Genomic DNA, 23,616 nt, shown 5'->3' on the forward strand with positions numbered 1-23,616 from the left:
GACTCCCTTACTGGAATGGACGACATCGGTGTGGTCGAACTCCGACGTGGGCGCGGTCGCAAGATCTGCCAACGTTTGAGAGCTGAGATCAGAGGGTTTAACCGTAACTAAGGGTGCGGCCGGACTCTAACGTGACTGCGCTTCTCAAGAAGGAAGGAAGTCATCAGTCATGACGAGTCCAGGGGGCCGACCCGGCCCAGCGCCTCGGTGGTGTTCCTGCCGCGTCGAGGATGAGGCAACGGAAAGTCGCGGTGTCAGCCGCAGGCAGGTGCTCGGCGGGCTGACCGCCGCGAGTGCGCTCGCTCTCGCCGGCTGGCCCGGCTCGGCTGAGGCGGCGACGACCGCAAAGGGCGCAGGCCATTCGGTGACCATCACCGTCATGGGCACGTCCGACATCCACACGCATGCGGTGAACTGGGATTACTACCAGGACGCCGCGTACAGCGACAGCGCGGGGAACGTGGTCGGCCTGGCGCGGGTGTCGAGCCTGGTGAAGCAGATTCGCGCCGACCGCGGGCGTGAGCGGACTCTGCTCTTCGATGCGGGAGACACCATTCAGGGCACCCCGCTGGGGTTCTACTACGCCACGGTGGAGCCGATCACGAAGACCGGGCACATCCACCCGATGGCGCTGCAGATGAACGCCATCGGCTTCGATGCCGTGGCACTGGGCAACCACGAGTTCAACTACGGACTCGAGTTCCTCGACAAGTGGATCAGCCAGATGAAGGCGCCGGTGCTGGCCGCCAACGCCGTGCACGCGGGCACCGACCGGCCGGCGTACCGGCCGTACATGATCAAGACGATGCACGTCAAAGGCCACCCGCCGATCAGGGTCGGCCTGCTCGGCCTGACCAACCCGGGCGTCGCCATCTGGGATAAGGCCAACGTCGCCGGCAAGCTGGACTTCCTCGACCTGGTCGAGACGGCGAAGAAGTGGGTGCCCGTCATCCGTGCGCAGGGCGCCGACGTGGTCGTCGTCAGCGCGCACGCCGGTGACAGCGGCGTGTCGTCCTACGGCACCGACATCCCGGTCGAGAACGCCGCCGCCATGGTGGCCCAGCAGGTGCCCGGGATCGACGCCATCCTCTTCGGCCACGCGCACAACGACGTCCCCCAGCGGTTCGTCATCAACGACATCACCGGCGAGACCGTGGTGATGAGCGAGCCGAAGTGCTGGGGCGAACGGCTGTCGGTCTTCGACCTCACGCTCACCCGCGACCGAGGCCGCTGGAAGGTCACCGGCAAGTCCGCCACGACGGTGAACACCAACACGGTGAAGGACGACCCAGAACTCGTCGCGCTGGTCAAGAAGCAGCACGACGCGGTGGTCGCGTACGTCAACCAGGACGTGGCGAACTCGACGGAGGCGATGTCCGCGGCCGAGTCCTGCTGGAAGGACACGGCCATCCTCGACTACATCCACGTGGTGCAGATCGCGTACGTCAAGGAGGCCGTCGCCGGCACGGCCTACGCGTCGCTGCCGGTGCTGTCGATCGCCGCGCCGTTCAGCCGGGCCGCCACCTTCCCGGCGGGTCAGGTCACGATCAAGGACATCGCCGGGCTCTACATCTACGACAACACGCTGCTGGCCAGCGTCCTTACCGGCTCCCAGATCAAGGCGTACCTGGAGTACTCGGCGAAGTACTACCAGCAGGTCGCCGCCGACGCGCCGGTCGCTCCGCAGTCGTGGACCAACGCCCACAACCTTCCCGACTACAACTACGACCAGTTCTCCGGCGTCACCTACGACATCGACATCGCCCAGCCCGAAGGCGCACGGATCCGCAATCTCGCCTACAACGGCACGCCGGTCGCCGACGACCAGCAGTTCGTGGTGGCGGTCAACAACTACCGTCAGTCCGGCGGTGGCGGCTTCCCGCACATCGCCGGCGCCCCGGTCGTCTACAACGCCCAGGTCGCGATCCGGGAGGCGATCGTCGCGTACGCCTCCGCGGCCAAGACCATCGACCCCTCCACGTTCCACGAGGAGAACTGGAGGCTGGTGCGGAACGGCGTGCCGGTCTTCTGAACCCGTCCGCATTGGCATGTACGGCCCGCCACAGGCTCCTGTGGCGGGCCGTTCGCATCGCTCAAATGCGTCGGCGACCAGCAGGCGGCCGTTTATGCGTGTCATATGACCTTGTGTGCGTATTCGTCGCGCATTCATCTCGTCGTGCGATCTGAGGCTTAGTGTCCGGCGCGACCATGGCCAAATCGCGCAGAGGTTGAAACGTGCTATTCGCGAGAAGAGTGCTGTCAATACTGGTGGCGGCCGCGGCGGTGATGACCGCGGCGGTCCCTCAGGCGGCCCAGGCGGCCGGAACCGGGATTGAGCGGATCACCCCTGCGGTGGACCCCGGTAAGCCGATGCAGGACCAGATGGTCCTCGCCGTCATCGGGGACTACGGCGGTTGCGGTGCGGACCGGGCCTGCGCCTCGGAGAACCAGGTGGCCGACATGGTCCACTCGTGGAACCCGGCCTACATCCTGACCGTCGGCGACAACACCTACCAGCAGGGACGCCCCGAGGAGGTCGTCAAGGCGCAGGCGCCGTACAAGGCCGACATCGACGCCGGCAGGTTCTTCCCCATCATGGGCAACCACGACTACGGCAACGGCTGCACCCCGGAGAGCGTCCAGCCCAGCGTGGACTTCTTCAAGGTGCCGGTGGCGTACGTGGCCGGGTTCGGCAACGGCCTGGTCGACTTCGTCAACCCCGACGCCAACTGTCAGACGTCGTCGGGCACCACGATGCCGCCCATCTACGACGCGTACAGGAACACGGTCGACGACAGCGCGGCGGCATGGGTGCTCAGCGGCGGCCACCAGCCCATCTACTCCTCCGGCAAGGCGGGCAACAACCCCGACCGGGCGTGGATGATGACACCGGGCGTCGACCTGATCCTGTCCGGCCACGACCACCATGCCGAGCACATCGTCACCCCCGGCGGCTACAACATCGCGATCACCGGCAACAGCGGCGAGGGCGTCACACCCTTGTTCAGCACGGCTCCGGGGAGCCTCTACCGCGAGGCCGAGGACTTCGGAGCGATGCGGCTGACCGTGACCAAGGACTCCCTGAAGGCCGAGTTCCTGACGCTGCCGGGCAAGGTCGACTACTACTTCATCCTGAAGAAGGACGCCCAGGGAAAGGCGTACGTCGCGGAGCGCTCCAACTGGGTCGACCCGAATCCCGACCCAGGACAGAGCCCGGTTCCCAACAAGGACAACGTCTCGTTCGACGTCGCGGCCGGCGCGAGCGACGGACTGACGTACAAGACCTATGAGGACGGCCCCTACCTCGAGACCACCGTCGACGGCCGGAAGGCGCTCCAACTGCAGAAGAACCCCTTCGGCGGCGCCAACCAGCTCTACATGTTCGTCGACGACGCGGCGATCTCCGGCGGGCCGTACTCGGTCAAAGCCACGATCACCTATCGGTCCTCGGTCCCGGGCACGTTCGCTCTCCAGTACGACTCCGCGACGAGTGGCTCGGCGTACCAGAAGTCGGCCTCGGTGACGATCGGAGCCGGCCAGGTGAACCAGTGGCTGACGTCGACGATCGAGATCCCCGACATCCGGTTCACCAACCGGGAGAACGGCGGCGCCGACATGCGGCTGTCGGCTCCGGGCAACCTCCCGCTCGCCGTCTCCGGGGTGAGGATCGACGTCAATACCCCCAGGCCGGTCGTGACCCACGTGTCGATGGACTTCTCCGGCGAGCCCAACGGGTTGGACTGGATGCCGTACGAAAGCGGCCCGGCCCACGAGATCACCGTTGACGGCCGCCGCGCGCTGCAGGTGGACCGCAACACCTTCAACAGCGGAAACAACCTCTACCTCGTGGTCGACGACAAATACATTCACGGCGGGCCGTACGACGGGAAGGCGACGATCGAGTACCGCTCTCCGGTGTCCGGGTCGTTTGTCCTGCAGTACGACTCCGCGGCCACCGGGTCGGCCTACCAGAGCACCACTCGCGTGCAGATCAGCTCGCAGATGGTGAACACCTGGCAGACCGTGACGCTGGACATGCCGCAGGTGATGTTCCGCAACCGGCAGAACGGCAACGCCGACATGCGCATCGTCGGGGCCAACAATCTGCCCTTCATCATCGGGTCGATGAGCGTGGACGTCGCCGGGGGAGAGGACGAGGCGCTCGAGGACGCGGAGAACGCGGTCGCCGCCGCAGAGGCTCACCCGTCCGCGGAGACCGTTCAGGCCGCCGAGTCGGCCATTGCCGAGCTTCCCGCCGGGCCGGACGCCGACGCGCTGACCCAGCGGCTGGAGGCGGTGAAGGCGATCATCCGGGCGCAGGAGCTGAAGGCCGCTCAGGATGCGGTCGCCGCCGCCGAGGCTCAGCCGTCCGCGGAGGCCGTTCAGGCCGCCGAGGCCGCAATCGCCAAGCTTCCCGCCGGGCCGGACGCCGACGCGCTGACCCAGCGACTGGAGGTGGTCAAGGCAGTCGTTCACGCTCAGGAACTGCTCGCGGGGATCGCTTCCCGCGACCTGACCGGCGAGGCCGGGATCGACACCTCCATCGCCGACCTCGCCCAGGTGAGGACGGTCATCGACGGGCTGCCCGACGATCGCCGCGGGTCCCTGCCGTCGGACGCCGCAGCCGCGCAGCGGCGGATCGTGGAGGCGATCACGACGCTCCTCACGGCACCGCACCAGGGGGAGCCGGCTTCGGTCGCCCGCCCCTGGCTGGACCTGCTCATCTCGGACACGTATGCGAGGTACGGCAAGGACAACCTGCAGGGCCAGGTGATGCGGATCGTGGCCGGCCACAGCACGGGCCACGAGGTCAAGGCGGCGATCGAGGAGTTCCTCGCCGCCGAATGAGCGGGTGAACACTGACAAGGGCCGTCTCCGCTGCGGAGGCGGCCCTTTCCGGCTTGACGCGAACCGCTCGTGCAGGTTGGCTCCTGCGAGATGAGCCTTGAACCGACGCCGCTCCGGGGGACGGCCGAGCACATGATCGAGATCCCGGCCGGGGAGATCGTCCTGCGGGACGAGGGCACGAAGACGAACTGGAACGTCGAGGTCGGAGCCTTCCGGCTGGCGGCGTATCCCGTCACCCGCGAGCTCTATGCCGCCGTTCAAGGCGAGGCGCCCGAGAACCCGGCCGCGCCGGTGACCGAGGTCTCCTGGACGGATGCCGTGCACTTCTGCAACATGCTCTCGCAGGCGGCGGGGCTCAGCCTCTGCTACTCGATGGGCGACGACCCAAACGGGCGGGACGTGGCCTGCGACTGGGAGGCCGACGGCTACCGCCTGCCGTCCGAGGCGGAGTGGGAGTACGCGTGCAGGGCCGGGACTTCCGGTGTCCGCTATGGAGAGCTTGACCAGATCGCCTGGTACCGCGAGAACTCCAGCGGCGAGGTGCACGACGTCGGCACCAGGGCGCCGAACGCATGGGGTCTCCACGACATGATCGGCAACGTGTGGGAGTGGTGCTGGGATCTCTACGATCCCGCGGTCTACGGCCCGTACCGCGTGTTCCGGGGCGGGGGAGCGCATGATCTGCCCCGAGCGTGCCGGGCGTCGTGCCGGCGCAAGAGCCACCCGACCTTTCGTATCGACGACCTCGGGTTCCGGCTCGCCCGCTCGTTGTGAGCGAGAACTGCCTTCCAGGTGATCGTGGCGTTGCCGACCGCCCTCCTTGCCGCGTCCCGACGCTCGGAAAAGCAGTTGCACCCCCTCGTACTGTCTATTCCGTGCTGGATATCGACAATTTGCTCACGGCCTACGACGAACAGATGCGGGGAGCGCCGCCCATCCCTCCCGTGGGGGTCACCTACGAGAAGGACGGCCCGCTGCTCCGGATCGTCGGCCACTATCGGGGCCTCGTCAGCGCCCCACGCGACATAGGACTCCGCGGAGCCGAACTCGACCGCCTGATCGCTCGCCAGCGTGACTATTTCGCTGCTCGCGGCGAGGCGGTGGAGTGGAAGACCCGCGGGCACGATCAGCCGGCCGATCTCACCGACCGTCTGCGCGCCGCGGGCTTCGTTCCCGAGGACGAGGAAGCCGTCCTCATCGGCCTCGCCCAGGAGATGGCCGCGGCACCGGTCCTGCCGGACGGTGTCACGCTGCGTCAGGTGACCGCGGACGCCGACATGCACCGCATCGCCGCCATGGAGTCGGCCGTCTGGGGAGACGACTTCAGCTGGCTCAGCGACGACCTGATCGGCCGCGTCTCGGCGGCCCCGAACGAGATCGCCGTCATGGTCGCCGAAGCCGAAGGCGAGGTGGTTTCCGCGGCCTGGCTGGTCTTCCGTGAAGGAACGGAGTTCGCCAGCCTGTGGGGCGGCTCGACGTTGCCTGCTTGGCGAGGTCGCGGGATCTACCGCGCACTCGTGGCCGCCCGCGCCCAGTTGGCCGTCGCCCGCGGCGTCAGGTTCCTGCAAGTCGACGCCTCCGACGACAGTGCCCCGATCCTGGGCCGACTTGGTTTTCACGCCGTGACCACCACCACGCCCTACGTCTGGTCGCCGCCGCAGCCCTGACACGGGCTCCAGTTGCTGCCCGCGCTCTCAGGCGATCGGATGGCGGGCCTGGAAGGCGAGCCGCTCGTCGGCGTCCCGGGCGAGAGCGTCCAGGACGTCGTCCAGGACCATGAACGCCTGCCAGGGACTCTCACCGGAAACCCGGCAGATGCGCTCGACAACGAGATCCTCAAGGTCCCGGAGCCGTTTCGCCTTCCAGATCTTGTCCGCGAGGCTGACCAGGAGGTCCTCCGTACTGATGTCACGGGCGGTCCATGTCGCGTGGTTCCTGGCGAAACGGGCGAGGCGGTCGTCGACGCCGTGAGCGAGGAGCAACTCGTATCCGGCCTGCTCATGCGCGTGCCCCGGACCCGTGAGCTCGTCAGTGTGGATCACCTTGCCGATGTCGTGGGTGGCGGCGCCGAACAGGACCTCCTCCTGGTCGAACCGCAGCCGGGGACACGCGTCGCCGAGCGCGTCGATGAGCCGGCGAGCGGTGTCGTGGACCGCCCGGAGGTGAGCGGCGAGCCGCGGCGGCGCTTCCAGATCGAGGAGAAGGCGGGCGGCATCCTGCGGCAGGGGTCCCATGCTGGACACCGCCGGCTCGGTCAGGGCACGCCGCAGGGCGATCACGCTCATGCGAGAAGACCGAGCCGGACCGACCGCGATGCGTCAGGGGCTTTCCGTGCGACCGTACGAGGGCCGCAGCGCCGGAAATCGCATCCGTTCATCGGGTGGGACCGGCCCAGGGGCGCACGGTGATCTCGGTGACATGGGCGTCGGGCGTTGCGCTCACGGCGGCCAGCACGGCCCGCGCGACCGAAGCCGCGTCAAGGTACCTCTCCGGCTCGTACGGGCCGGACTCCTGGGCGCGGACGTCCCTTTGCATGTCGGTGTCGGCCCGCCCGGGATAGATCGAGGTGACCCGGATGCCTTCACCGTGCTCTTCCTCGCGGAGGACGTCGGCGTAGGCGCGCAGCGCGAACTTGCTCGCCGCATAGGAGCCCCAGTTGGGGTTGGCCCGCTGGCCGCTGCCCGAGTTGATCAGAACGACGTGGCCGTGAGCCGCCCGGAGGGCGGGGAGCAGCAGCCGGGTCAGCTCGGCCACCGCGACGACGTTCACCTCGAACGTCTGCCGCCACACTTCCGCGGGCGTCTCAGCCAGGGCGCCGAGCCGGGCGATGCCGGCGCTGTGGACGAGCAGGTCGAGCCTGTCGATCTTCTCGACATCGGCCGCGTTCACGGCGGTGAGCTCCACCGCCCATGGGCGGGCGCGGGGCAGTTCGGCGCACAAGGCGTCCAGTGCCGTGCGGTCCCTGCCGCCGAGCAGCAGATCGTACGTAGGAGCGAGGGCTCGGGCCACGGCGGCCCCGATCCCGCGCGAGGCGCCCGTGATGAGCGCCACCGGTCGTTCGGACATGGGCTCACCTTAGAGCTCCGGACGCAGGTCCCCGTCGGCGGTCGTGCGGGTTCTGCGTCCGCGGGCGATGAGCCAGATGAGCCATGCCTGGAACAGCCCGGCGGCGGTGAACGGCAGCGAGGGGATCAGAGGGCTGGGCAAGCCGAGTGGCAGGAACATGAGGAGTTCCGAGAGGGGAGAGGTGACCGCGAACAGCACGAGTGCTTCCAGTCCCTGGCTGTCGGGTTGGCGTGTGGCGATCTCGACGTAAACGGTCGCGGCGACGACGATCAGCGCGTAGGGGCCGGCGATGGCCAGGGCGAAGGTTCCGCGCTCATATCGGGAGACGTAGTGGGTCAGCGAGGGTCGCATAGTTGGCATTCTGCGCACCTTGCGGCGTTTATTCCTGAGTAAGGCTACTCAGCTGAGCTAGGCACCTGACGGTCCTGATCTGGGCCAGGTGGGTACAGTCAAAGAAAGAACTGAACAGGGCACCGTCCGGCCGGATTTCATCTGCAAGCACGGGGACGCCCGTAAGGCCGCCCACACCGGCCACGACCAGTTCACCGCAGGTCTCCCGTCCGCCGTTCCGGCCCGCCGACTGTCCCGTGTCGGCATGCGCGTGGTGATCGCCGCCCTCGCTGACGGCGAGGCGGATCGCCGAGGAGGAGCAGCAACGGGGCTTATGCGCCGGATGGGGCCCGAGGGTCTGGCTCACCAGCGGCTTCACCGGCCAGGGGTGAGCCCCACTGCGGCCGTCGCTTGAAGAGGGGCATCATGAAGGCTCCCCCGAAAGTCATCGCCGGCGTCTTCGGCTTCGTCGACGATCGCCTCGGCACGGGGAGCTTCCTCAAGCGCAACCTGAGGAAGATCTTCCCGGACCACTGGTCGTTCCTGCTGGGTGAGATCGCGCTCTACTCGTTCATCATCCTGCTGCTGACCGGCACGTTCCTGACGTTCTGGTTCAAGCCCAGCATGGGAGAGGTCGTCTACTCCGGGTCCTACCAGCCGCTGGTAGGTGTGCGGATGTCCGAGGCCTACGCCTCGACCCTGAACATCAGTTTCGACATCCGGGGCGGTCTGCTGATCCGCCAGATTCACCACTGGGCGGCCCTGATGTTCGTCGCGGGCCTGACGGCGCACATGCTCCGCGTGTTCTTCACCGGCGCCTACCGCAAGCCACGCGAGCTGAATTGGCTCATCGGCCTCGGACTGTTCACCCTGGCACTCCTGGAGGGCCTGACCGGCTACTCCCTGCCGGACGACCTGCTCTCCGGCGCCGGTCTGCGGATCACCCAGGGCGTGATCCTCTCGATCCCCGTGGTGGGGACGTATCTGACATTCCTGCTCTTCGGCGGCGAGTATCCAGGCACTGACATCATCTCGCGGTTCTTCACGATCCACATCCTGCTGATCCCGGGCCTCCTGGTGGCGCTGATCTCGGCCCACCTGATCCTCATGTGGGTGCAGAAGCACACGCAGATGCCGGGCACCGGCCGCACCGAGCAGAACGTGGTGGGGGCGCCGTTCTTCCCGGCCTTCATGGCCAAGGGGGGCGCGTTCACCCTGTTCACGTTCGCCGTCCTGGCGCTGCTGGGAACGTTCGCCCAGATCAACCCGATCTGGCTGTTCGGCCCGTACACGCCGGCGAACATTTCGGCGGGATCCCAGCCCGACTTCTACATGGGCTTCCTGGAGGGATCGTTGCGCCTGATGCCCGCGTGGGAGATCAACTTCCTGGGGTACACGATTCCGTTCAGCGTGCTGATCCCCGCGCTGGGGCCGATGGGGCTCGTTCTGACGGGCTTGGCGATCTTCCCGTTCGCCGAGCGGTGGATCACCGGTGACCGCCGGGAGCACCACATCGCCGACCGGCCGCGCAACAACCCGGTCCGCACCGCGATCGGCTTCGCGGGCATCACGTTCTACGGCGTGCTGTGGCTGCTCGGCGCCAACGACGAGATCTCGGCCTTCTTCCACATCAGCCTGTACCAGACGACGATCTTCGGGCGGTTCGCGATCATTCTCGGCCCGATCATCGCCTTCTTCGTGGCCTACCGCACCTGCATCGGCCTGCAGCGCAGCGACCAGGCCATGCTGTCCCACGGTGTGGAGACGGGCGTCATCAAGCGCCTGCCGCACGGCGAATACATCGAGGTGCACGCCGCCCCGATGCAGGACATCGCCGACCACGCCCGCGGCAAGAAGGAGATCCCGGTCATCGAGAGCCGCGAGGACACCGACGGCGTCCCGCCGAAGGGAGCCCGCACCGCCCTCGGACGGCTCCGCGCCAGGATCAGCCAGGCGTACGGCGCGGACCACGCCCCCCTCGGCGAAGCTCACAAGGGGGAGCGCGCTGCCATCGGTGCAGGAAAGCGCAAGCCGCCCGCAGAGCACTGACGACAGCGCTCCGACAGGTCCCCTGGGGCGTTTCCTCTCGGCAGGCACCGCCGACCCCGGCGTCGGCTGAATGCCGTACGGCTGGTAGAAGGTCAGGTGGACGTCGGAGCGCCGGTCGCCATTTCTCCGTGATGGTTTCCGTACGGCTGTCGCTCTGGCGTGGGCGACTGTTCACCACAACGTGCAGCTAATAAAGGAATCGGTATGCGCAGCGTCTTCGCGGTCATGGCCGCCGTGGCCGTCACCATTGGCGGATGCTCGGGAACGACGGGCGCTGTGAGCCGGCCTGGTTCCTCGGCCGCCCCATCGATGGATGGATCTGCCACGACGGTTCCCACCCCGGCTCCGGCGAAGCCGCTGTCTCAGAAACAAGCCGCGATTCGTTATCTGAAGACCGTGAAGCCCTACGACATCGCCCTTGAGCGGCTGGAGCAGGCGATCAACACAGGCCGGCCCGCGGCCACGCTGAGGGAGCTTGCCGCAAAAGTCGCGTCGGCCAATGCGGCGCACATGCGCGACCTCCGAGACGTCCCCTGGCCTCTTGCCGTTCGCGCGCCGATCAAGGCACTTCGCGCTGAATCCGCCAAGGCGCAGGTCTACTGGCGGCAGGCGGCCCAGGCCAAGACCCGTGGCGAGTTGGTCCAGGCGGTGCTGGAAGCGGCACGACATGACGGTTCCGTAGCCGCCGGCAAGATCCGCAGTCTTCTCCACCTGGCGAAATATGAAGAAAGTGTCTACTCCTGAGTGGCCGAGTCTTCATCCTCGGTCGAAGCGACGGAGGGCTCCAGCTGCGGCGTCTGGTTTCAGAGTATTTCCTGCATGCGATGTATTTCGGCGGTCTGCTCCGCTATGACATCTTGGGCCCACTGCTGGACGGTAAGGTGCGAGCCGCCGGTCAGTTCGTCCGTGGCCATCGTGATCGCACCCTCATGGTGATTGATCATCAACTGGAGGAAGAGCCGGTCGAAATCCGCGCCTGAGGCTGCCCTGAGCGCGTCCAACTGCTCGGGCGTGGCCATGCCCGGCATGTTCGTGTGATCCGTGTGGTGGCCGGGCTGCTGAATGTTCTCCTGCGTCAGCCAGGTCGTCATCGTGCGGATCTCCGGCCCCTGCACGGCGAGAATTCGGTCGGCAAACCCCTTGACCTTGGGAGAACTGAACCGTGACGGTGCGAGGGCTGCCATGTCCAAGGCCTGCCGATGATGAATGACCATGTTTTGGGCATATCGGACGTCGGCTGCATTCGCGACGGGTGACGGGACGGCGGTGACCGCCTCTCCAGGGCTGAGCGTCCTGGCTGCCTCGCCGGGCCGGCCCGGAGCGATCACGGGCGCGGTCGACTGTGCGGCGGTGTCGTTCCCGTCGTTGGAACAGGCGCCCAGAAACAGGGCGGCGCCGGACATCAGGATAAGCGCGGCGCGCACCCTACCTCCTTGCGACAAGGCGATGAGGATCGACATTAATCGATACGGGCGCCCTTGAAAAGATGACATGTCTAAAGAATTTGCTGACATGTTGCTATCTGGCCAGAAGAATTATTGCGAGTCATGATCCTGTCATTTATGTCCCCTTTATGAGGAGGCTCCTACGTGTTCACCTCCCGCCGGCGTGGCCTGACCGGCCGTGTCCTGGCCGTGACGGGCACGGTGCTGGCCATCGGGCTGGCCACCGTCCCGGCTCAGGCCGCGGACGTCCTGGCTCCCGACGAGATCGCCATGAGCGGCAACGTCACGCACGTGGCGAACGTGCCGAAGCCGACCGCCCTCGCAGGCACCATCAACACCGACATCGCCTTCCAGGGTGATTACGCCTATGTCGGCAACTACGGTGGCTTCAGCATCGTCAACATCAAGCATCCGAAGAAGCCGGAAGTCGTCAGCTCGGTCGTGTGCCCGGGTTCCCAGATGGACATGTCCGTCTACGGCGACCTGCTCTTCGGCTCCGTCGACTCCTCCCGCAACGACGACTCCTGCAGCAGCGTCGGCCAGAGCGCTGCGAACAAGGACTCGTGGGAGGGAATCCGCATCTTCGACGTCAGTAACAAGTCCAACCCGAAGTACATCAAGTCGGTCGAGACCAGCTGCGGTTCGCACACCCACACCCTCGTGCCGGACAAGACCGGCAAGGCGGTGTACATCTACATCTCGTCGTACAGCCCCTCGGCGTCCTTCCCGGACTGCCAGCCGCCGCACGACCTGATCTCGATCGTCAAGGTCCCGCTCAAGAACCCCACGGCCGCGTCCGTGGTCGCGACGCCGAACCTGTTCCCTGACGGCGGCAACCCGGGGGAGAGCCTCCCCTACCCCTACCGCACGTCGGCGACCACCGGCTGCCACGACATCACGGCTTACCCCGAGAAGGGCCTTGCCGCGGGAGCCTGCATGGGCGACGGCATCCTGCTGGACATCAAGGATCCTGAGCACCCGAAGGTTCTGGACGTCGTCCGCGATGACGAGAACTTCGCGTTCTGGCACTCGGCGACCTTCAACAACGAAGGCACCAAGGTCATCTTCACCGACGAGCTGGGCGGTGGAACCGCGGCCACCTGCAACGAGGCCATCGGCCAGACCCGTGGAGCCGACGCGATCTACGACATCGAGGACAACCAGTTCACGTTCAAGAGCTACTACAAGATCTCGCGTTACCAGGCGGACACGGAGAACTGCGTGGCCCACAACGGCTCGCTGATCCCCGTCAAGGGCCGCGACATCATGGTGCAGGCGTGGTACCAGGGTGGCGTCTCGATCTGGGACTTCACCGACTCCGCCAACCCGCACGAGATCGGCTACTTCGAGCGGGGTCCGTGGGAGCAGCCGCTGAACGGCGGTTACTGGTCCGCGTACTACTACAACGGCTACATCTACGGCAGCGACTTCAACGAGGGATTCGACGTCTTCAAGATCAACGATCCTCGTACCAACCAGGCCAACAGCGTGAAGGTCGACCGGCTCAACGTGCAGACGCAGGGCTCGTACCCCGAGCGCGGCAAGGGAGTGCCCGGAGGGCACTGACGGGTCGCGTGACGAGTAACAGGCAATGAGAAAGGAGCGGGCACTGATCCGGTGCGCCTCATCCTCAGGTACCGGCCCAGTGCCCGCTCAACCCCACCGCGCCTGACTGGCGACCGCCACACCTGCCGCCGTCAGGGTGCCCGTCGGCGGAAAACATCCCGGTTCTTTATCGTTCGTCCCCTTTGGGGGTGTTCGCTATATGGACAGCACCAATCGGCAATTTTGGCTTCGGCTCCTCGTCGCCTGGGGGCAAGATCTCGCGGCTAGCTTCGTGCGGCACGTCCCCGCACGCGGAGGTCTGAAGCCATGTCTGAACTGTCCCGCAGAAACTTTCTCGGCACTGCCGCTGCCGTAACAGGAGCGGCAGCCGTCGGCGCTGCGTTGCCCAGCACGAGTGCTGCCGCAGCCACCACGCACAACAAGCCCGGTCACTCCCCCAAGCCGTACGGCGACATCCGTGACATCAAGCATGTCATCGTGATCATGCAGGAGAACCGCAGCTTCGATCACTACTTCGGCGCCATGAAGGGAGTGCGCGGTTTCGGTGACCGCTCGACCATCATGCTCCCCGGTGGCAAGACGGTCTGGGAGCAGCCGAAAACGCTGACGGCCGGAGCCGACACCCAGTACCCGTGGCGGCTGAGCGGAGCCAAGACCTGGAGTGGAGCGACGCCGCCGAGCGCCGAGCTCGGCGCCGCCAACTACGGCGGCACCAGCCACGGCTGGACCGACCAGCACGGCGCCTGGTACGGCGGCCTGATGACCGGCTGGTACTACGCCAAGGGTGGGCCGACCACGCTGGGTTACCTGGACCGCCGCGACCTGCCGTTCCACTACGCCCTCGCCGACGCCTACACGGTCGGCGACGCGTACCACTGCTCCGTGCTCAGCGCGACCGGGCCCAACCGCACCTACCTGTGGAGCGGCACGATCAACGCCGACCACAAGCACGGCACCTTCACCGCCAGCGACGGCGGCGACGAGCTCGGCAAGTTCCTGCCGTGGAAGTCCTACGCCGAGACGCTCCAGGAGGCGGGCGTCAGCTGGCGGGTCTACCAGTGCGCCGACGACTACGGCGACAACGGCCTGGAGTACTTCAACACCTTCGCCAAGCTCGACCCCGACCAGGGCGGGACCGCCGCTCCGGGCAACGTCTACTACGACAACGGCGTGAAGAACGTCCCCGAGCCGATCACCGGGCTGTCGGGCAATGCCGACAACCTCATCGCCGCGATCCGCGCCGACGTGGTCAACGGCACGCTGCCGCAGGTGAACTGGGTCGTGAACAACCAGTTCTTCTCCGAGCACCCGGTCACGGCGCCGAGCAACGGTGCGTACTTCCTCCGTGGCGTCCTCGAGGCCCTCAACGCCGACCCGGATGTGTTCAACTCGACCCTGGTGATCATCAACTACGACGAGAACGACGGTCAGTTCGACCACGTTCCGCCGCCCATGCCGGCGCCGGGCGAGACGGACGAGTTCGTCTCCGGCACCATGGCCGCGTACGGCGTCACCGCTCCGCTCCCGGTCGGGCTCGGCTTCCGCGTGCCGCTCATCCTCGTCTCGCCCTGGACCCGTGGCGGCTGGGTGACCTCGGAGGTCTCCGACCACACCTCGGTCATCCAGTTCATGGAGAAGTGGACCACCGCGCTCGGCAAGCCGGCCATCTCGCCCAACATCAGCGACTGGCGGCGCAAGGTCTGCGGCGACCTGACGAACGCCTTCGACTTCGAGAAGCCGGTCTACGGCATGCCCCTTCTTCCGCAGACCGGGGCGCTCATCCCGGAGACTCGGTACACCCCGCTCCCGGGTGACAACACGATGCCCACGCAGGAGAAGGGCACCAAGCGGGCGCGCCCGCTGCCGTACCAGCCGAACGCCAACCTGGCCGGATTCACCAGCGGTGCATCCGGCGTCGTGGCGAATCTGACGTTCAGCAACGAGGCCGAGTTCGTGACCAAGGCGAGCCACTTCGCCGTGTACAACAACCGGGCAGGGCTCCCGACGCTGGCGCAGTACCCGGCCGCGTTCCCGGGCCAGTACACCGTCGCGGCCAACTCGACGGTGTCCGGTGTCGGCGTCGTGGGTGCCTCTGCCGACGACACCGCGTACGACATCACCGTCACCGGGTCGAACCGGTTCCTGCGCCGGTTCACCGGTGACGTCACCACCGCCGGCAAGGACCTCGAGGTCGAGGCGGACTACTACGACGGCAAGTCGACCAAGCACCCGAAGCTGAAGCTCTGGCTGCGCAACCACGGTGACTCGCGCGTGACGTTCACGATCACGCACAACAACTACAGCTCGGACAGGCCGCACACCGTGAAGGTCAACGCGCACGGTAAGGAGGCGTGGACGGTGAGCCCGGTGAAGGACAGCGACGGCTGGTACGACGTGACCGTCACGGCCGACTGCGACGAGGCCTGGTCGCAGCGGTTCGTCGGCCACCTCGAGACCGGTGAGGCCAGCATCACCGGCTGATTCGGCACCGCATCGAGAGTCGGCCCTTCCCGCCGTGCCCGGACCGCGAGTGAATCGCGACCGAGCCCGCGGGGAGGGCCAGCCCTTTTCCGGGCGCCGTGAACTCAGCCGCCCTACGTGGACCGCGCAGTCAGTTCACGGCGATCAGCACGCCCGCGACGGCCTCGCCGGTCTCGGGATGCGATGCGAGCAACTCCGCCACCTCACCGCTCGCGCCGGCGATCGTGACCGCCGCCTCACAGCCCAGCACCTCCGCCACGGCCGCACCGGTCTCGGGATGTACGGCCAGCAGCCTGCCGACCGGCCCAGAAGACGGGAGCGCGACCGCCTTCCCGGTTGCCCGCGCCAGCCACGGGGGCGTGAAGGAATCCACGTCGGCCAGCCGTGCCGGGAAGGTCCGGCCCGCCTCCCGCACGAGCATCGGCACCAGTTCAGGCGCCTGGTCACGCAGGGTCGTGATCAGCTTCGGCAGCCACGGCAGCAGCACGTCGTCGGGAAGCTGTCCGAACGCCCGGGACAGCACCTCGACCACGAACGGTGCCAGCGCCGGCGCGGACTCCAGCGCCTGGACGAATCCGCTGATGTACTGCGGGACCGACGGCACCACCAGCGGGTTGCCGAGCAGTTCGCCCACCTTCTCGCGAAGCTCGGCCATGCTCAGCAGCCCGAGCTGGAAGCGCGCCGTCCACAACAACGCGACTTTGGCGGGGCTTTCCGGGTGCGACTGCTGTACGGCCAGCTCCAGCTGGGCCCGGTCACAGCCCAGCGACAACGCCAGGCCCTCCATCGTGAACAGGAACGCGAGCATCGCCCCCACCTGGCGCACACTGGTCTCCTGCTCCACGAACGCGGTGGGCAGCAGCGTGCAGTAGTGCGCGTATCCGGTGGTCACGAACGACTTGACCCACGCCGGCAGCTCGGGCTCCGCGGCCCGGTAGTGCGCGAGCAGCCGGCGGATGCGCCGCACCACGTCGGGTGCCTCGTCCACGGTTCGCTCGCCCGCCAGCAACTCCACGGCCCGGACCCCGAGCTCGTCGGTGCACCGCCGGCTGCCCAGGTAGAGGATGGAGTCCTCGACCGCGTCAAGCGCGGTGGCCGCGGTGGCCTTCTCGTCCCAGCATGCGCGCCGCAGCCGCTGCTCCAGCACCTGCTCGATCGTGACGCCCTCGTAGCCGAGTTCGATGATCGAGCGCTGGTTGCGAGCGATCGCCAGGTCCCAGCTCTCCTGATGGGAACGCTCGCCCAGCCTCCGCGAGCCCATGATGGGCCGTACGGCGTCGCCCGGCAGCAGGCGGCGCAGGATCCACAGCAGGTGCGAGCAGGATTCCAGCTCAGGATGAGCGTCGAGGTCGATCAGCGCCCGCTGAATCGTCCGCTTCTCCAGGTCGAGTCCGAGCGGCCGGAGCCGGTCGAGCACGTCGCGGGCCAGCGGCGGGAGCGAGTCGTAGCCGACCTGGCCGATCTTGTCGCCACCGAGCAGGATCTCGCACAGCCGCCGCACGTCGCGGCGGCCGGGCACCGCGTCTTTCTCGATGCACGTGACCGCCGCGTCCTGGAAGTCGTACGGCGTGGGCCGCTTCCTGCCTCGCATGCCTGCGAGCAGGATCGAGGTCTCGAAGACCGCGATGGCGTCGGCGGTGCTGGCGAGATATCCGTTGCGGCGGGCCAGCCTGACGATCTCCACGCACCAGCCGAGGAGTTCCGCCTCGTCGAAGCCGTCCAAGGAGGGCGGCTGGGTGAGGAAGCCGGAAAGCCGGTCTTCCGTCACCCCCGGCGTGCTCGGCGGCGGGCCCGTGCGTGTTGCCGTCCTCGTGGCCTTGCCGCCCAGTGTGTACGGCGTGAGCCCGGTGCGCTTGACGGCTTTCCTCCAGGTGGCCGCGGCGATCGAGACCGAGCCGGGAGCCAGCCCGAACTGTTCCTCGATCGCCGAGTGGCTGGAGGGGATGAGTCCGTACAGCCAGGTGGTGGAGGTGCGCGGGCTGATGTCGAGGTGCTCGCCCATCACCGGGCTGGCGGCGTGGAAGGCGCCGCACACGTACAGGCACTCGGCCGGGTCGGTGCCCGTCGTGGCCAGGTGCTCGCGCATCCTGGTCCACATGTAGCGCTCGCGATCCTCGTCCACCTCGTTGCCCTCGGGCTTGAGCCGGCGGAAGAGGCTGCCGATGAGCACCATGACCTGGCGGTAGGTGTCGTGGTCCGCGCCGGACAGCGGCTGCTCGACGTATTGGTCCCACCACTCCGACCAGTGCCGCACTTTGCCGTGGTGGAGCAGGTGCTCCTCCAGCGCGGCGAATCCGGGCCGCAGGTCGCCGATCTCGATGCCGACGTCGGCCGGGGCGCCGGCGCGCGGCTCCCACTGGAAGACATGGTCGACCGACCGGTCCACCAGGACGATCTCCACGCCTGGCGTGTCGAGAGCGTAGGCGATGGCCTGGTATTCCGCGGAGGACTCGGTGATCGGCGCGATCACGCTCAGCGGCGCCCACTCGGCAGGGAAGCCGTCGATGTCGGAGGCGAACGCCTGCAACGCGACCGGCAGCCTGCAGTTGCGCAGTTCCTCCAGCACCGGCCGCAGATCCTCGCACAGCTCCAGGTAGATGACCTTGGGCCGTTTCTCCCTCAGCCGCCTGACCATCGCAAGGGCGGAGGCGGGCGAGTGATGGCAGACGGGGAAGATCTCCACGTCCGTCTTCAGCGCCTGCTCGACGTCGTCGACCAGGCCGGCGCCGAAGGCCGCGGCCGCGCTCGCGAGCTGCTCGCGCAGGGGATCGAAGGGGTTCACGACAGCGCTCATGAAAGGGTGGCGATCGCGTCTCGCCCGCCGTCGAGGAATTCCTTCCACGATCCGTTCTCGTCCCGCTTGCTGCGCGGCTCGACGACACCATGCAGGTACTTGTTGAGGATGGCCAGGTCCTCCGGGGTGCGCCGGGCCAGTGAGCCGACCAGCGAACCGGCCAGCGTGGCGGCCTTCAGCGTGCTGTCGCCGAAGAACCTGCTGTGCAGGATGGCGTCCTCCAGAACGCCGATCTGCTCGGCCGTGGACAACGCCGACTCCAGCTTGTCGTCGTCACCGGTGGCGGAAGCGGCGGCCGCCCGCAGGTCGGCGAAGCTCTGCAGCAGGATGTCCAGCAGCGTAGGCGGCAGCTCCAGGTCGATCTGGTGCCTGCGCAACAGCTCCGCCGTACGGAACCGCACGATCTCGGCCTCGCTCTTCTTGTTCGTCACCACGGGGATGCGGACGAAATTGAAACGCCGCTTCAACGCCGAGGACAGGTCGTTGACGCCGCGGTCGCGGCTGTTGGCGGTGGCGATGATCGAGAATCCGGGCTGGGCGAAGACGATGTTGTCGTCGTCGAGCTCGGGGATGGAGACGTACTTCTCGGAGAGAATCGAGATCAGCGCGTCCTGGACGTCGCTGGTGGATCTGGTCAGCTCCTCGAAGCGGCCGATCACGCCGCGCTCCATGGCGGTCATGATGGGCGAGGGGATCATCGACTCCCGGGACTGGCCCTTGGCGATGACCATGGAGACGTTCCAGGAGTACTTGATGTGGTCTTCCGTGGTGCCTGCCGTACCTTGCACGACCAGCGTGGAGTTGCGCGAGACGGCGGCCGCGAGCAGCTCGGCCAGCCAGCTCTTGCCGGTGCCGGGGTCGCCGATGAGCAGCAGGCCGCGGTCGGAGGCCAGGGTGACGATGCTGCGTTCGACGAAGCTGCGGTCGCCGAACCACTTCTGCGGGATCTCGCGGTCGAGGCCGTCGGAGCGCTCGGAGCCGAGCACGAAGATCCGTACCATTCGCGGGCTGAGCCGCCAGGAGAACGGCTTGAAATCGGTGTCGATCGACTCGAGATAGTCCAGCTCGTCGGCGTACTTGATCTCTGCGGGGGCGCGCAGCAAGGAAGTCTCCTAGGTGTTCAGGAAGGTCTTGAGCTCGAGCACGAGCTTGCGGATGTGTCCGGAGATGACCGGAGTGCCGAGGGCTTTGAACTTCGTCCGGAACCAGGGGTTCACGCTCTGATGGCCCGAGCTGTTCACCGAGCCGACCGGGATGAACTTGACTCCGGAACGGTGAACGGACTCGATGCCGTCGAACAGGGGCTGCGACCGGTCGAACTCGTAAAAATCGGAGATCCACACCATCACGGTGTTGCGTGGATCGGCGATCTTCGGCCGCGCCATGGCCATGGCCACAGGACCGTCGTTGCCGCCACCGAGTTTCGTCCTCAGCAGCACTTCGAACGGGTCGTTCACCCACGGCGTCAGGTCGATGGCGCGCGTGTCGTACGCGATGAGGTGCACGTCCACCTTGGGCAGCCCGGCGAAGATCGAGGCGAGGATCGTGCAGTTGACCATCGAGTCCACCATCGACCCCGACTGGTCGACCACCACGATCATCTTCGCCGGCGTGGTGCGCTTGGCGGTCTGCCTGTAGAAGAGCCTGTCGACGTAGAGCCGCTCGTCCTCAGGGCTCCAGTTGGTGAGGTTCTTCCAGATCGTGCGCTCGAGGTCGAGGTTGCGGAAGACCCGCTTCGGCGGCACCGATCGGTCGATCACGCCCGTGCTGGTCTTCTCCACCTGCGTGCGCAGCACCTCGGCGACCTCGTCGACGAACCTGCGGATCAGCGCCTTGGCGTTGGCCAGGGCCACTCCCGACAGGTTGGACTTGTCCCGCAGCAGCTGTTCGATGAGCGACATACTCGGCGTGAGCTGCTTGGCCAGCACCGGGTCGGCGAGCACCTCGCGCAGATGCATGCGCCTCACGAGGTCGCCTTCGACGGCGGCCAGATCGCCCGCGCCCTCCTCGCCGAGCGCCTGCCGCAGCCAGCCTGCGTCCTGCTTCCACCCGGCGAGTTGCGTGGCGGTGACCGTACCGCCGCCGGTCGCGAAGACGTTGAGCAGCAACTTCGACACCAGCGCCGCGTTGCGCACCTCGTCGCCGTCCAGGTCGCGCAACTGCTCGCGCAGTTCGGGGAAGCGCTGCACCAGGTTGTCCACCGAGACGCCGGGATCGAGCAGAGCCGGCGGCAGCCCGAGGTCCTCGACGATGGCGACACTCGCCGCTTCCAGCGACGGTTGCTCCTCGGAGTCGAACACGCGCGCCAGCAGCCGCCAGTAGAGGATCTGACGTCGGGTCTCGTTCATTTCCGCAGCAACCGCCCCGCCCGCTCGCGCAGCACGGCGACCGGGTCGCCGGCCTTCGCGCCGCTCTTGACGACCTTTTCGTCAGTGGGTCCGAGCGCCCAGTCGCCGTTGTGCGCGGCGACCGGCTCCTTCTTCGCCTTCGCCTGTACGGCCAGCGGTTGCAGGCGCCACTGCCCGCCGTCCCAGCGCATCAGCCCGATGCATGAGGTCGACGCCTTGAGCAGCTGAGGCGTCAGCGGACCCGACCGCGGCAGCCGGTCGAGGTCGAAGGCCAGCCCGGCGCCGTCGAGCTCGAGGGTGCGGCCGTCGGTCTTGTAGCCCTCGACGAACACCGGCTCGGCGATGCGGACCGGGTGGCGTTCGAGCGGCGGCACCGCAGGCGCGCTCGCCCCGCTCAGCCGGACCCGCGCGGTGGCGAACGGGTCGGCGTGCGGGCCGGCGGTCACGTTCTCCTCCCGCCACAGCAGGTCGCCGCCGGGCAGCAGCGGCATGTCGGTGATCTCCAGGCTGAGCTTCCTGGCCAGCGCGCTCAACAGCACGGGATATGAGCTCAGCAACTGCCAGACGAACGGGCCGGCGATCGTGTCCACCTTGGCGGCGGTCACACTGGCGCGGACCAGGCGGTCGTGCGGCTCCAGGATCGCGTGGACCTGGATCTGCACCGCCGTACTGTGCTCGTGGACGTCGACGCCGAGGGGGAGCAGGCGTCCCGAGACACGCTCGGTCGCGTCGAGGCCGCCCGTCTGGGTGAGAAGCAACGCGCGCGCCCACAGATCGGCCCAGCGGCGGGCGGGCAGCTGCTCCATGGCGCCGATCGGGGAGCAGGCCCTCAGCTCGGCGGCGAGCCCGTCGAGCAGCACCGCAAGGCGCCGCAGCCGGGGCTCGGCGAGCAGGTTCTGGATGGCCTGGTCGGCGGAGGAGGCGAGGTCGTGGTCGACGCCGCGCCATCCCGTGACGGCCAGCTCGGCGAGCCAGGAACGACATGCGCCGGCCAGGGGATCGGCGCTTCGGAGCTGCGCCCCTTCCCAGGCCGTTCTGGTACGGCCGAGGGCACCGTCGAGGCGAGTCAGCAGGGCGGCGTGGACCGCGCCGAACAGTGTGGTGCGCGCTCCGGCCAGCGTCTCAAGATGCTCTTCTGAGATCGAACCGGCCGCGATCTTCTCCGCGGCCTCGGCGGCAGGAGAGCCAAAAGCGGTCCCACCCATGGCCCCGGCCAGCGCGGCGACGGCCGCGGTTCGCTCCTCACCCAGGCGAGCGAATCCGTTGGTCAGAGCGTCGTCGAAACCCGCGATCAGGCCGAGCGCCTCGTCGACGCCGGGCAAGGCGCCGTCGTGCAGCGCCGCCAGCTGTGTTCCGAGCATCAGCCCACCGCGCCAAGCGAGGGGAACCAGTGCATTTCGGCGACGGGCTCGGATGTGCCGGGCAGTTCGAGGTAGGCCAGGTGCCGGAGGAATCGGCTGAAGACCACGGCGGCGGGGATGGACTCGTGCCCACCGCTCAGGTTTCGCACGAGGCTCGCCGCGCTGTCACCCTCGACGCGAAGGTAGCGTGCCACGCGCTCCAGGCCGTACTGGATGACGGCCTCGTCGACCAGTGACTGCAGGTGCTTGCACGGCGCGCCGCGCAGCCCGCCGCAGGGCCTGTTGTTGTTGGTGCTGCAGTTGTATCCGTGCGTCCCGGCGGTGATCGAGGAGACGTACACCCTCTCGATGTCGGAACCGCTCGACACGACGCCCTGCAGCCGTCCCTCCGCCATCTCGACGAAGGGCACTTTCGCCAGCTTGCGCGGCTGGACGGGGGAGAGCACCCCGGCCCCGCTGAGCTGCTCCCACGCGGGTCTTTCCGCGTTCAAAGGACAACCTCCGATTCGGTGGCGGTCGATCAGCGAACGGGAACTTACCCGAGCGGTCCGACAAAGTTCGATCAACGAAGGCTTCGGCCGATCATGCGCCGCCCGAGGGGAGCCGATCCGTCCGGCCCCGGAATTCCGGACGGAAAACGTCGGGCACGCGGTCTACGGTGGCGCCATGACCGACAGCGACCACGCCCCATGGGAACCGCCCCTCGCCGGCAGCGAGATCGAGCATCTCGTCGGGGCGCTCGACCGCCTGCGCACGACCTTCCGCTGGAAGGCCGACGACCTCGACGCGGCCGGGCTGCGGGCCCGCGTCGGCGCCTCTTCGCTGACCCTCGGCGGCCTGCTCAAGCATCTCGCCCTGACGGAGGACAACACCTTCACCAGGAAGTTGACGGGTGAAATGATCGGCGCCCCGTGGGACGCCGCCGACTGGGACGGCAGTGACGACTGGGAGTTCACCTCCGCCGCCGACGACACCCCCGAACAGCTCTACGCGCTCTGGGACGGTGCCGTCGAACGCTCCCACGCGAGGCTCGAAGCGGCCCTGGCCGACGGCGGGCTCGACCAGCTCGCCCACATCTCCACGCCTGACGGGCGCCATGCCAGCCTGCGCAGGCTCCTCTGCGACCTGATCGAGGAGTACGGCAGGCACACCGGGCACGCCGACCTGCTGCGCGAAGCGGTGGACGGCGTGGTCGGTGAGGACCCTCCGGCTGGATGGCGCGCACGAGCGGGCCGATCACCCCTTAACAGCTGAAGAGCCGGCACGGCAGAGTGAAAATCCGGCCAGGACCTCACGGCCCTGGACCAGGCAGCGTCCTCGTCCAGGGC

18 protein-coding genes are annotated in these 23,616 nt (G+C 67.6%); 9 read left to right on the plus strand and 9 right to left on the minus strand.

Annotated elements, in window-relative coordinates; translation table 11 throughout:
- Window positions 1-169 precede the first annotated feature (169 nt).
- The 4 genes from Pth03_RS19100 to Pth03_RS19115 all read left to right on the plus strand — a co-directional run bounded on the left by Pth03_RS19100 (window position 170) and on the right by Pth03_RS19115 (window position 6,515).
- Window positions 170-2,032 carry a bifunctional metallophosphatase/5'-nucleotidase gene (locus Pth03_RS19100; RefSeq protein ID WP_203945672.1) on the plus strand — a complete coding sequence of 621 codons (1,863 nt, stop codon included), beginning with the start codon at window positions 170-172 and terminating at the stop codon, window positions 2,030-2,032.
- Between the two features lie 221 nt (window positions 2,033-2,253).
- A complete protein-coding gene (locus Pth03_RS19105) occupies window positions 2,254-4,848 on the plus strand; it encodes a metallophosphoesterase (protein ID WP_203945673.1) in 2,595 nt (864 codons plus the stop codon).
- Window positions 4,849-4,938: 90 nt separating this feature from the next.
- Window positions 4,939-5,622 (plus strand): formylglycine-generating enzyme family protein, encoded by a 684-nt coding sequence (locus Pth03_RS19110; protein WP_239119175.1) that lies wholly within the window; start codon window positions 4,939-4,941, stop codon window positions 5,620-5,622.
- Between the two features lie 101 nt (window positions 5,623-5,723).
- On the plus strand, window positions 5,724-6,515 hold the full coding sequence (locus Pth03_RS19115) for a GNAT family N-acetyltransferase (RefSeq protein ID WP_239119176.1): 792 nt from the start codon (window positions 5,724-5,726) through the stop codon (window positions 6,513-6,515).
- A 27-nt stretch (window positions 6,516-6,542) separates the two neighbouring features.
- On the opposite strand, the gene Pth03_RS19120 is transcribed toward Pth03_RS19115, so the two are convergent.
- The 3 genes from Pth03_RS19120 to Pth03_RS19130 form a co-directional block, all read right to left on the minus strand.
- Window positions 6,543-7,133 (minus strand): HD domain-containing protein, encoded by a 591-nt coding sequence (locus tag Pth03_RS19120; RefSeq protein WP_239119177.1) that lies wholly within the window; start codon window positions 7,131-7,133, stop codon window positions 6,543-6,545.
- 88 nt (window positions 7,134-7,221) lie between these two features.
- Entirely contained in the window at window positions 7,222-7,914 is a 693-nt protein-coding gene (locus tag Pth03_RS19125; RefSeq protein ID WP_203945674.1) for an SDR family oxidoreductase, read from the minus strand.
- Between the two features lie 9 nt (window positions 7,915-7,923).
- Entirely contained in the window at window positions 7,924-8,265 is a 342-nt protein-coding gene (locus Pth03_RS19130; RefSeq protein WP_203945675.1) for an SCO4225 family membrane protein, read from the minus strand.
- 405 nt (window positions 8,266-8,670) lie between these two features.
- Here Pth03_RS19130 and qcrB point away from each other — a divergent pair, with 405 nt between their 5' ends.
- Window positions 8,671-10,293: a cytochrome bc1 complex cytochrome b subunit gene (qcrB, locus tag Pth03_RS19135; RefSeq protein WP_203945676.1), complete on the plus strand. Its 1,623-nt coding sequence runs from the start codon at window positions 8,671-8,673 to the stop codon at window positions 10,291-10,293.
- Window positions 10,294-10,497: 204 nt separating this feature from the next.
- The gene (locus Pth03_RS19140; protein ID WP_203945677.1) at window positions 10,498-11,037 is read left to right on the plus strand and encodes a hypothetical protein; all 540 of its coding nucleotides are present in this window, start codon (window positions 10,498-10,500) and stop codon (window positions 11,035-11,037) included.
- A gap of 59 nt (window positions 11,038-11,096) precedes the next feature.
- On the opposite strand, the gene Pth03_RS19145 is transcribed toward Pth03_RS19140, so the two are convergent.
- Window positions 11,097-11,717 (minus strand): DUF305 domain-containing protein, encoded by a 621-nt coding sequence (locus Pth03_RS19145; protein ID WP_239119178.1) that lies wholly within the window; start codon window positions 11,715-11,717, stop codon window positions 11,097-11,099.
- A 165-nt stretch (window positions 11,718-11,882) separates the two neighbouring features.
- On the opposite strand from Pth03_RS19145, the gene Pth03_RS19150 reads away from it, so the two are divergent.
- Together Pth03_RS19150 and Pth03_RS19155 are read left to right on the plus strand one after the other, a co-directional pair.
- Window positions 11,883-13,304, plus strand: a complete 1,422-nt coding sequence (locus Pth03_RS19150; RefSeq protein ID WP_239119179.1) for an LVIVD repeat-containing protein — start codon at window positions 11,883-11,885, stop codon at window positions 13,302-13,304.
- Window positions 13,305-13,610: 306 nt separating this feature from the next.
- Window positions 13,611-15,785, plus strand: a complete 2,175-nt coding sequence (locus tag Pth03_RS19155; protein WP_203945678.1) for a phosphocholine-specific phospholipase C — start codon at window positions 13,611-13,613, stop codon at window positions 15,783-15,785.
- A 130-nt stretch (window positions 15,786-15,915) separates the two neighbouring features.
- Here the strand turns inward: Pth03_RS19155 and Pth03_RS19160 are convergent, their stop codons facing one another.
- From Pth03_RS19160 to Pth03_RS19180, 5 genes are read right to left on the minus strand one after another with little or no spacing between them, the layout of a single operon-like run.
- Window positions 15,916-18,579: a DUF5682 family protein gene (locus tag Pth03_RS19160; RefSeq protein WP_239119180.1), complete on the minus strand. Its 2,664-nt coding sequence runs from the start codon at window positions 18,577-18,579 to the stop codon at window positions 15,916-15,918.
- On the minus strand, window positions 18,576-19,682 hold the full coding sequence (locus Pth03_RS19165; RefSeq protein ID WP_203945679.1) for an ATP-binding protein: 1,107 nt from the start codon (window positions 19,680-19,682) through the stop codon (window positions 18,576-18,578). Before Pth03_RS19165 ends, Pth03_RS19160 begins: the two co-directional genes overlap by 4 nt.
- A 9-nt stretch (window positions 19,683-19,691) precedes the next feature.
- The gene (locus Pth03_RS19170; RefSeq protein WP_203945680.1) at window positions 19,692-20,927 is read right to left on the minus strand and encodes a vWA domain-containing protein; all 1,236 of its coding nucleotides are present in this window, start codon (window positions 20,925-20,927) and stop codon (window positions 19,692-19,694) included.
- Window positions 20,924-22,288 (minus strand): hypothetical protein, encoded by a 1,365-nt coding sequence (locus tag Pth03_RS19175; RefSeq protein ID WP_203945681.1) that lies wholly within the window; start codon window positions 22,286-22,288, stop codon window positions 20,924-20,926. Before Pth03_RS19175 ends, Pth03_RS19170 begins: the two co-directional genes overlap by 4 nt.
- Window positions 22,288-22,779 carry a hypothetical protein gene (locus Pth03_RS19180; protein WP_239119181.1) on the minus strand — a complete coding sequence of 164 codons (492 nt, stop codon included), beginning with the start codon at window positions 22,777-22,779 and terminating at the stop codon, window positions 22,288-22,290. The genes Pth03_RS19175 and Pth03_RS19180 overlap by 1 nt, the downstream gene beginning before the upstream one ends.
- A gap of 175 nt (window positions 22,780-22,954) precedes the next feature.
- On the opposite strand from Pth03_RS19180, the gene Pth03_RS19185 reads away from it, so the two are divergent.
- A complete protein-coding gene (locus Pth03_RS19185; protein WP_203945682.1) occupies window positions 22,955-23,542 on the plus strand; it encodes a mycothiol transferase in 588 nt (195 codons plus the stop codon).
- Window positions 23,543-23,616 lie beyond the last annotated feature (74 nt).

The sequence above is a fragment of the Planotetraspora thailandica genome, from assembly GCF_016863335.1.
Taxonomy (GTDB): domain Bacteria; phylum Actinomycetota; class Actinomycetes; order Streptosporangiales; family Streptosporangiaceae; genus Planotetraspora; species Planotetraspora thailandica.

Bases quoted from the DNA above. Each gene is read 5' to 3' on its own strand.
- Pth03_RS19155 (WP_203945678.1), top strand. From the start codon at position 13,611: ATGTCTGAACTGTCCCGCAGAAACTTTCTCGGCACTGCCGCTGCCGTA.
- qcrB (WP_203945676.1), top strand. From the start codon at position 8,671: ATGAAGGCTCCCCCGAAAGTCATCGCCGGCGTCTTCGGCTTCGTCGAC.
- Pth03_RS19120 (WP_239119177.1), bottom strand. From the start codon at position 7,133: ATGAGCGTGATCGCCCTGCGGCGTGCCCTGACCGAGCCGGCGGTGTCC.
- Pth03_RS19140 (WP_203945677.1), top strand. From the start codon at position 10,498: ATGCGCAGCGTCTTCGCGGTCATGGCCGCCGTGGCCGTCACCATTGGC.
- Pth03_RS19110 (WP_239119175.1), top strand. From the start codon at position 4,939: ATGAGCCTTGAACCGACGCCGCTCCGGGGGACGGCCGAGCACATGATC.
- Pth03_RS19130 (WP_203945675.1), bottom strand. From the start codon at position 8,265: ATGCGACCCTCGCTGACCCACTACGTCTCCCGATATGAGCGCGGAACC.
- Pth03_RS19170 (WP_203945680.1), bottom strand. From the start codon at position 20,927: ATGAACGAGACCCGACGTCAGATCCTCTACTGGCGGCTGCTGGCGCGC.
- Pth03_RS19175 (WP_203945681.1), bottom strand. From the start codon at position 22,288: ATGCTCGGAACACAGCTGGCGGCGCTGCACGACGGCGCCTTGCCCGGC.
- Pth03_RS19185 (WP_203945682.1), top strand. From the start codon at position 22,955: ATGACCGACAGCGACCACGCCCCATGGGAACCGCCCCTCGCCGGCAGC.
- Pth03_RS19100 (WP_203945672.1), top strand. From the start codon at position 170: ATGACGAGTCCAGGGGGCCGACCCGGCCCAGCGCCTCGGTGGTGTTCC.
- Pth03_RS19160 (WP_239119180.1), bottom strand. From the start codon at position 18,579: ATGAGCGCTGTCGTGAACCCCTTCGATCCCCTGCGCGAGCAGCTCGCG.
- Pth03_RS19125 (WP_203945674.1), bottom strand. From the start codon at position 7,914: ATGTCCGAACGACCGGTGGCGCTCATCACGGGCGCCTCGCGCGGGATC.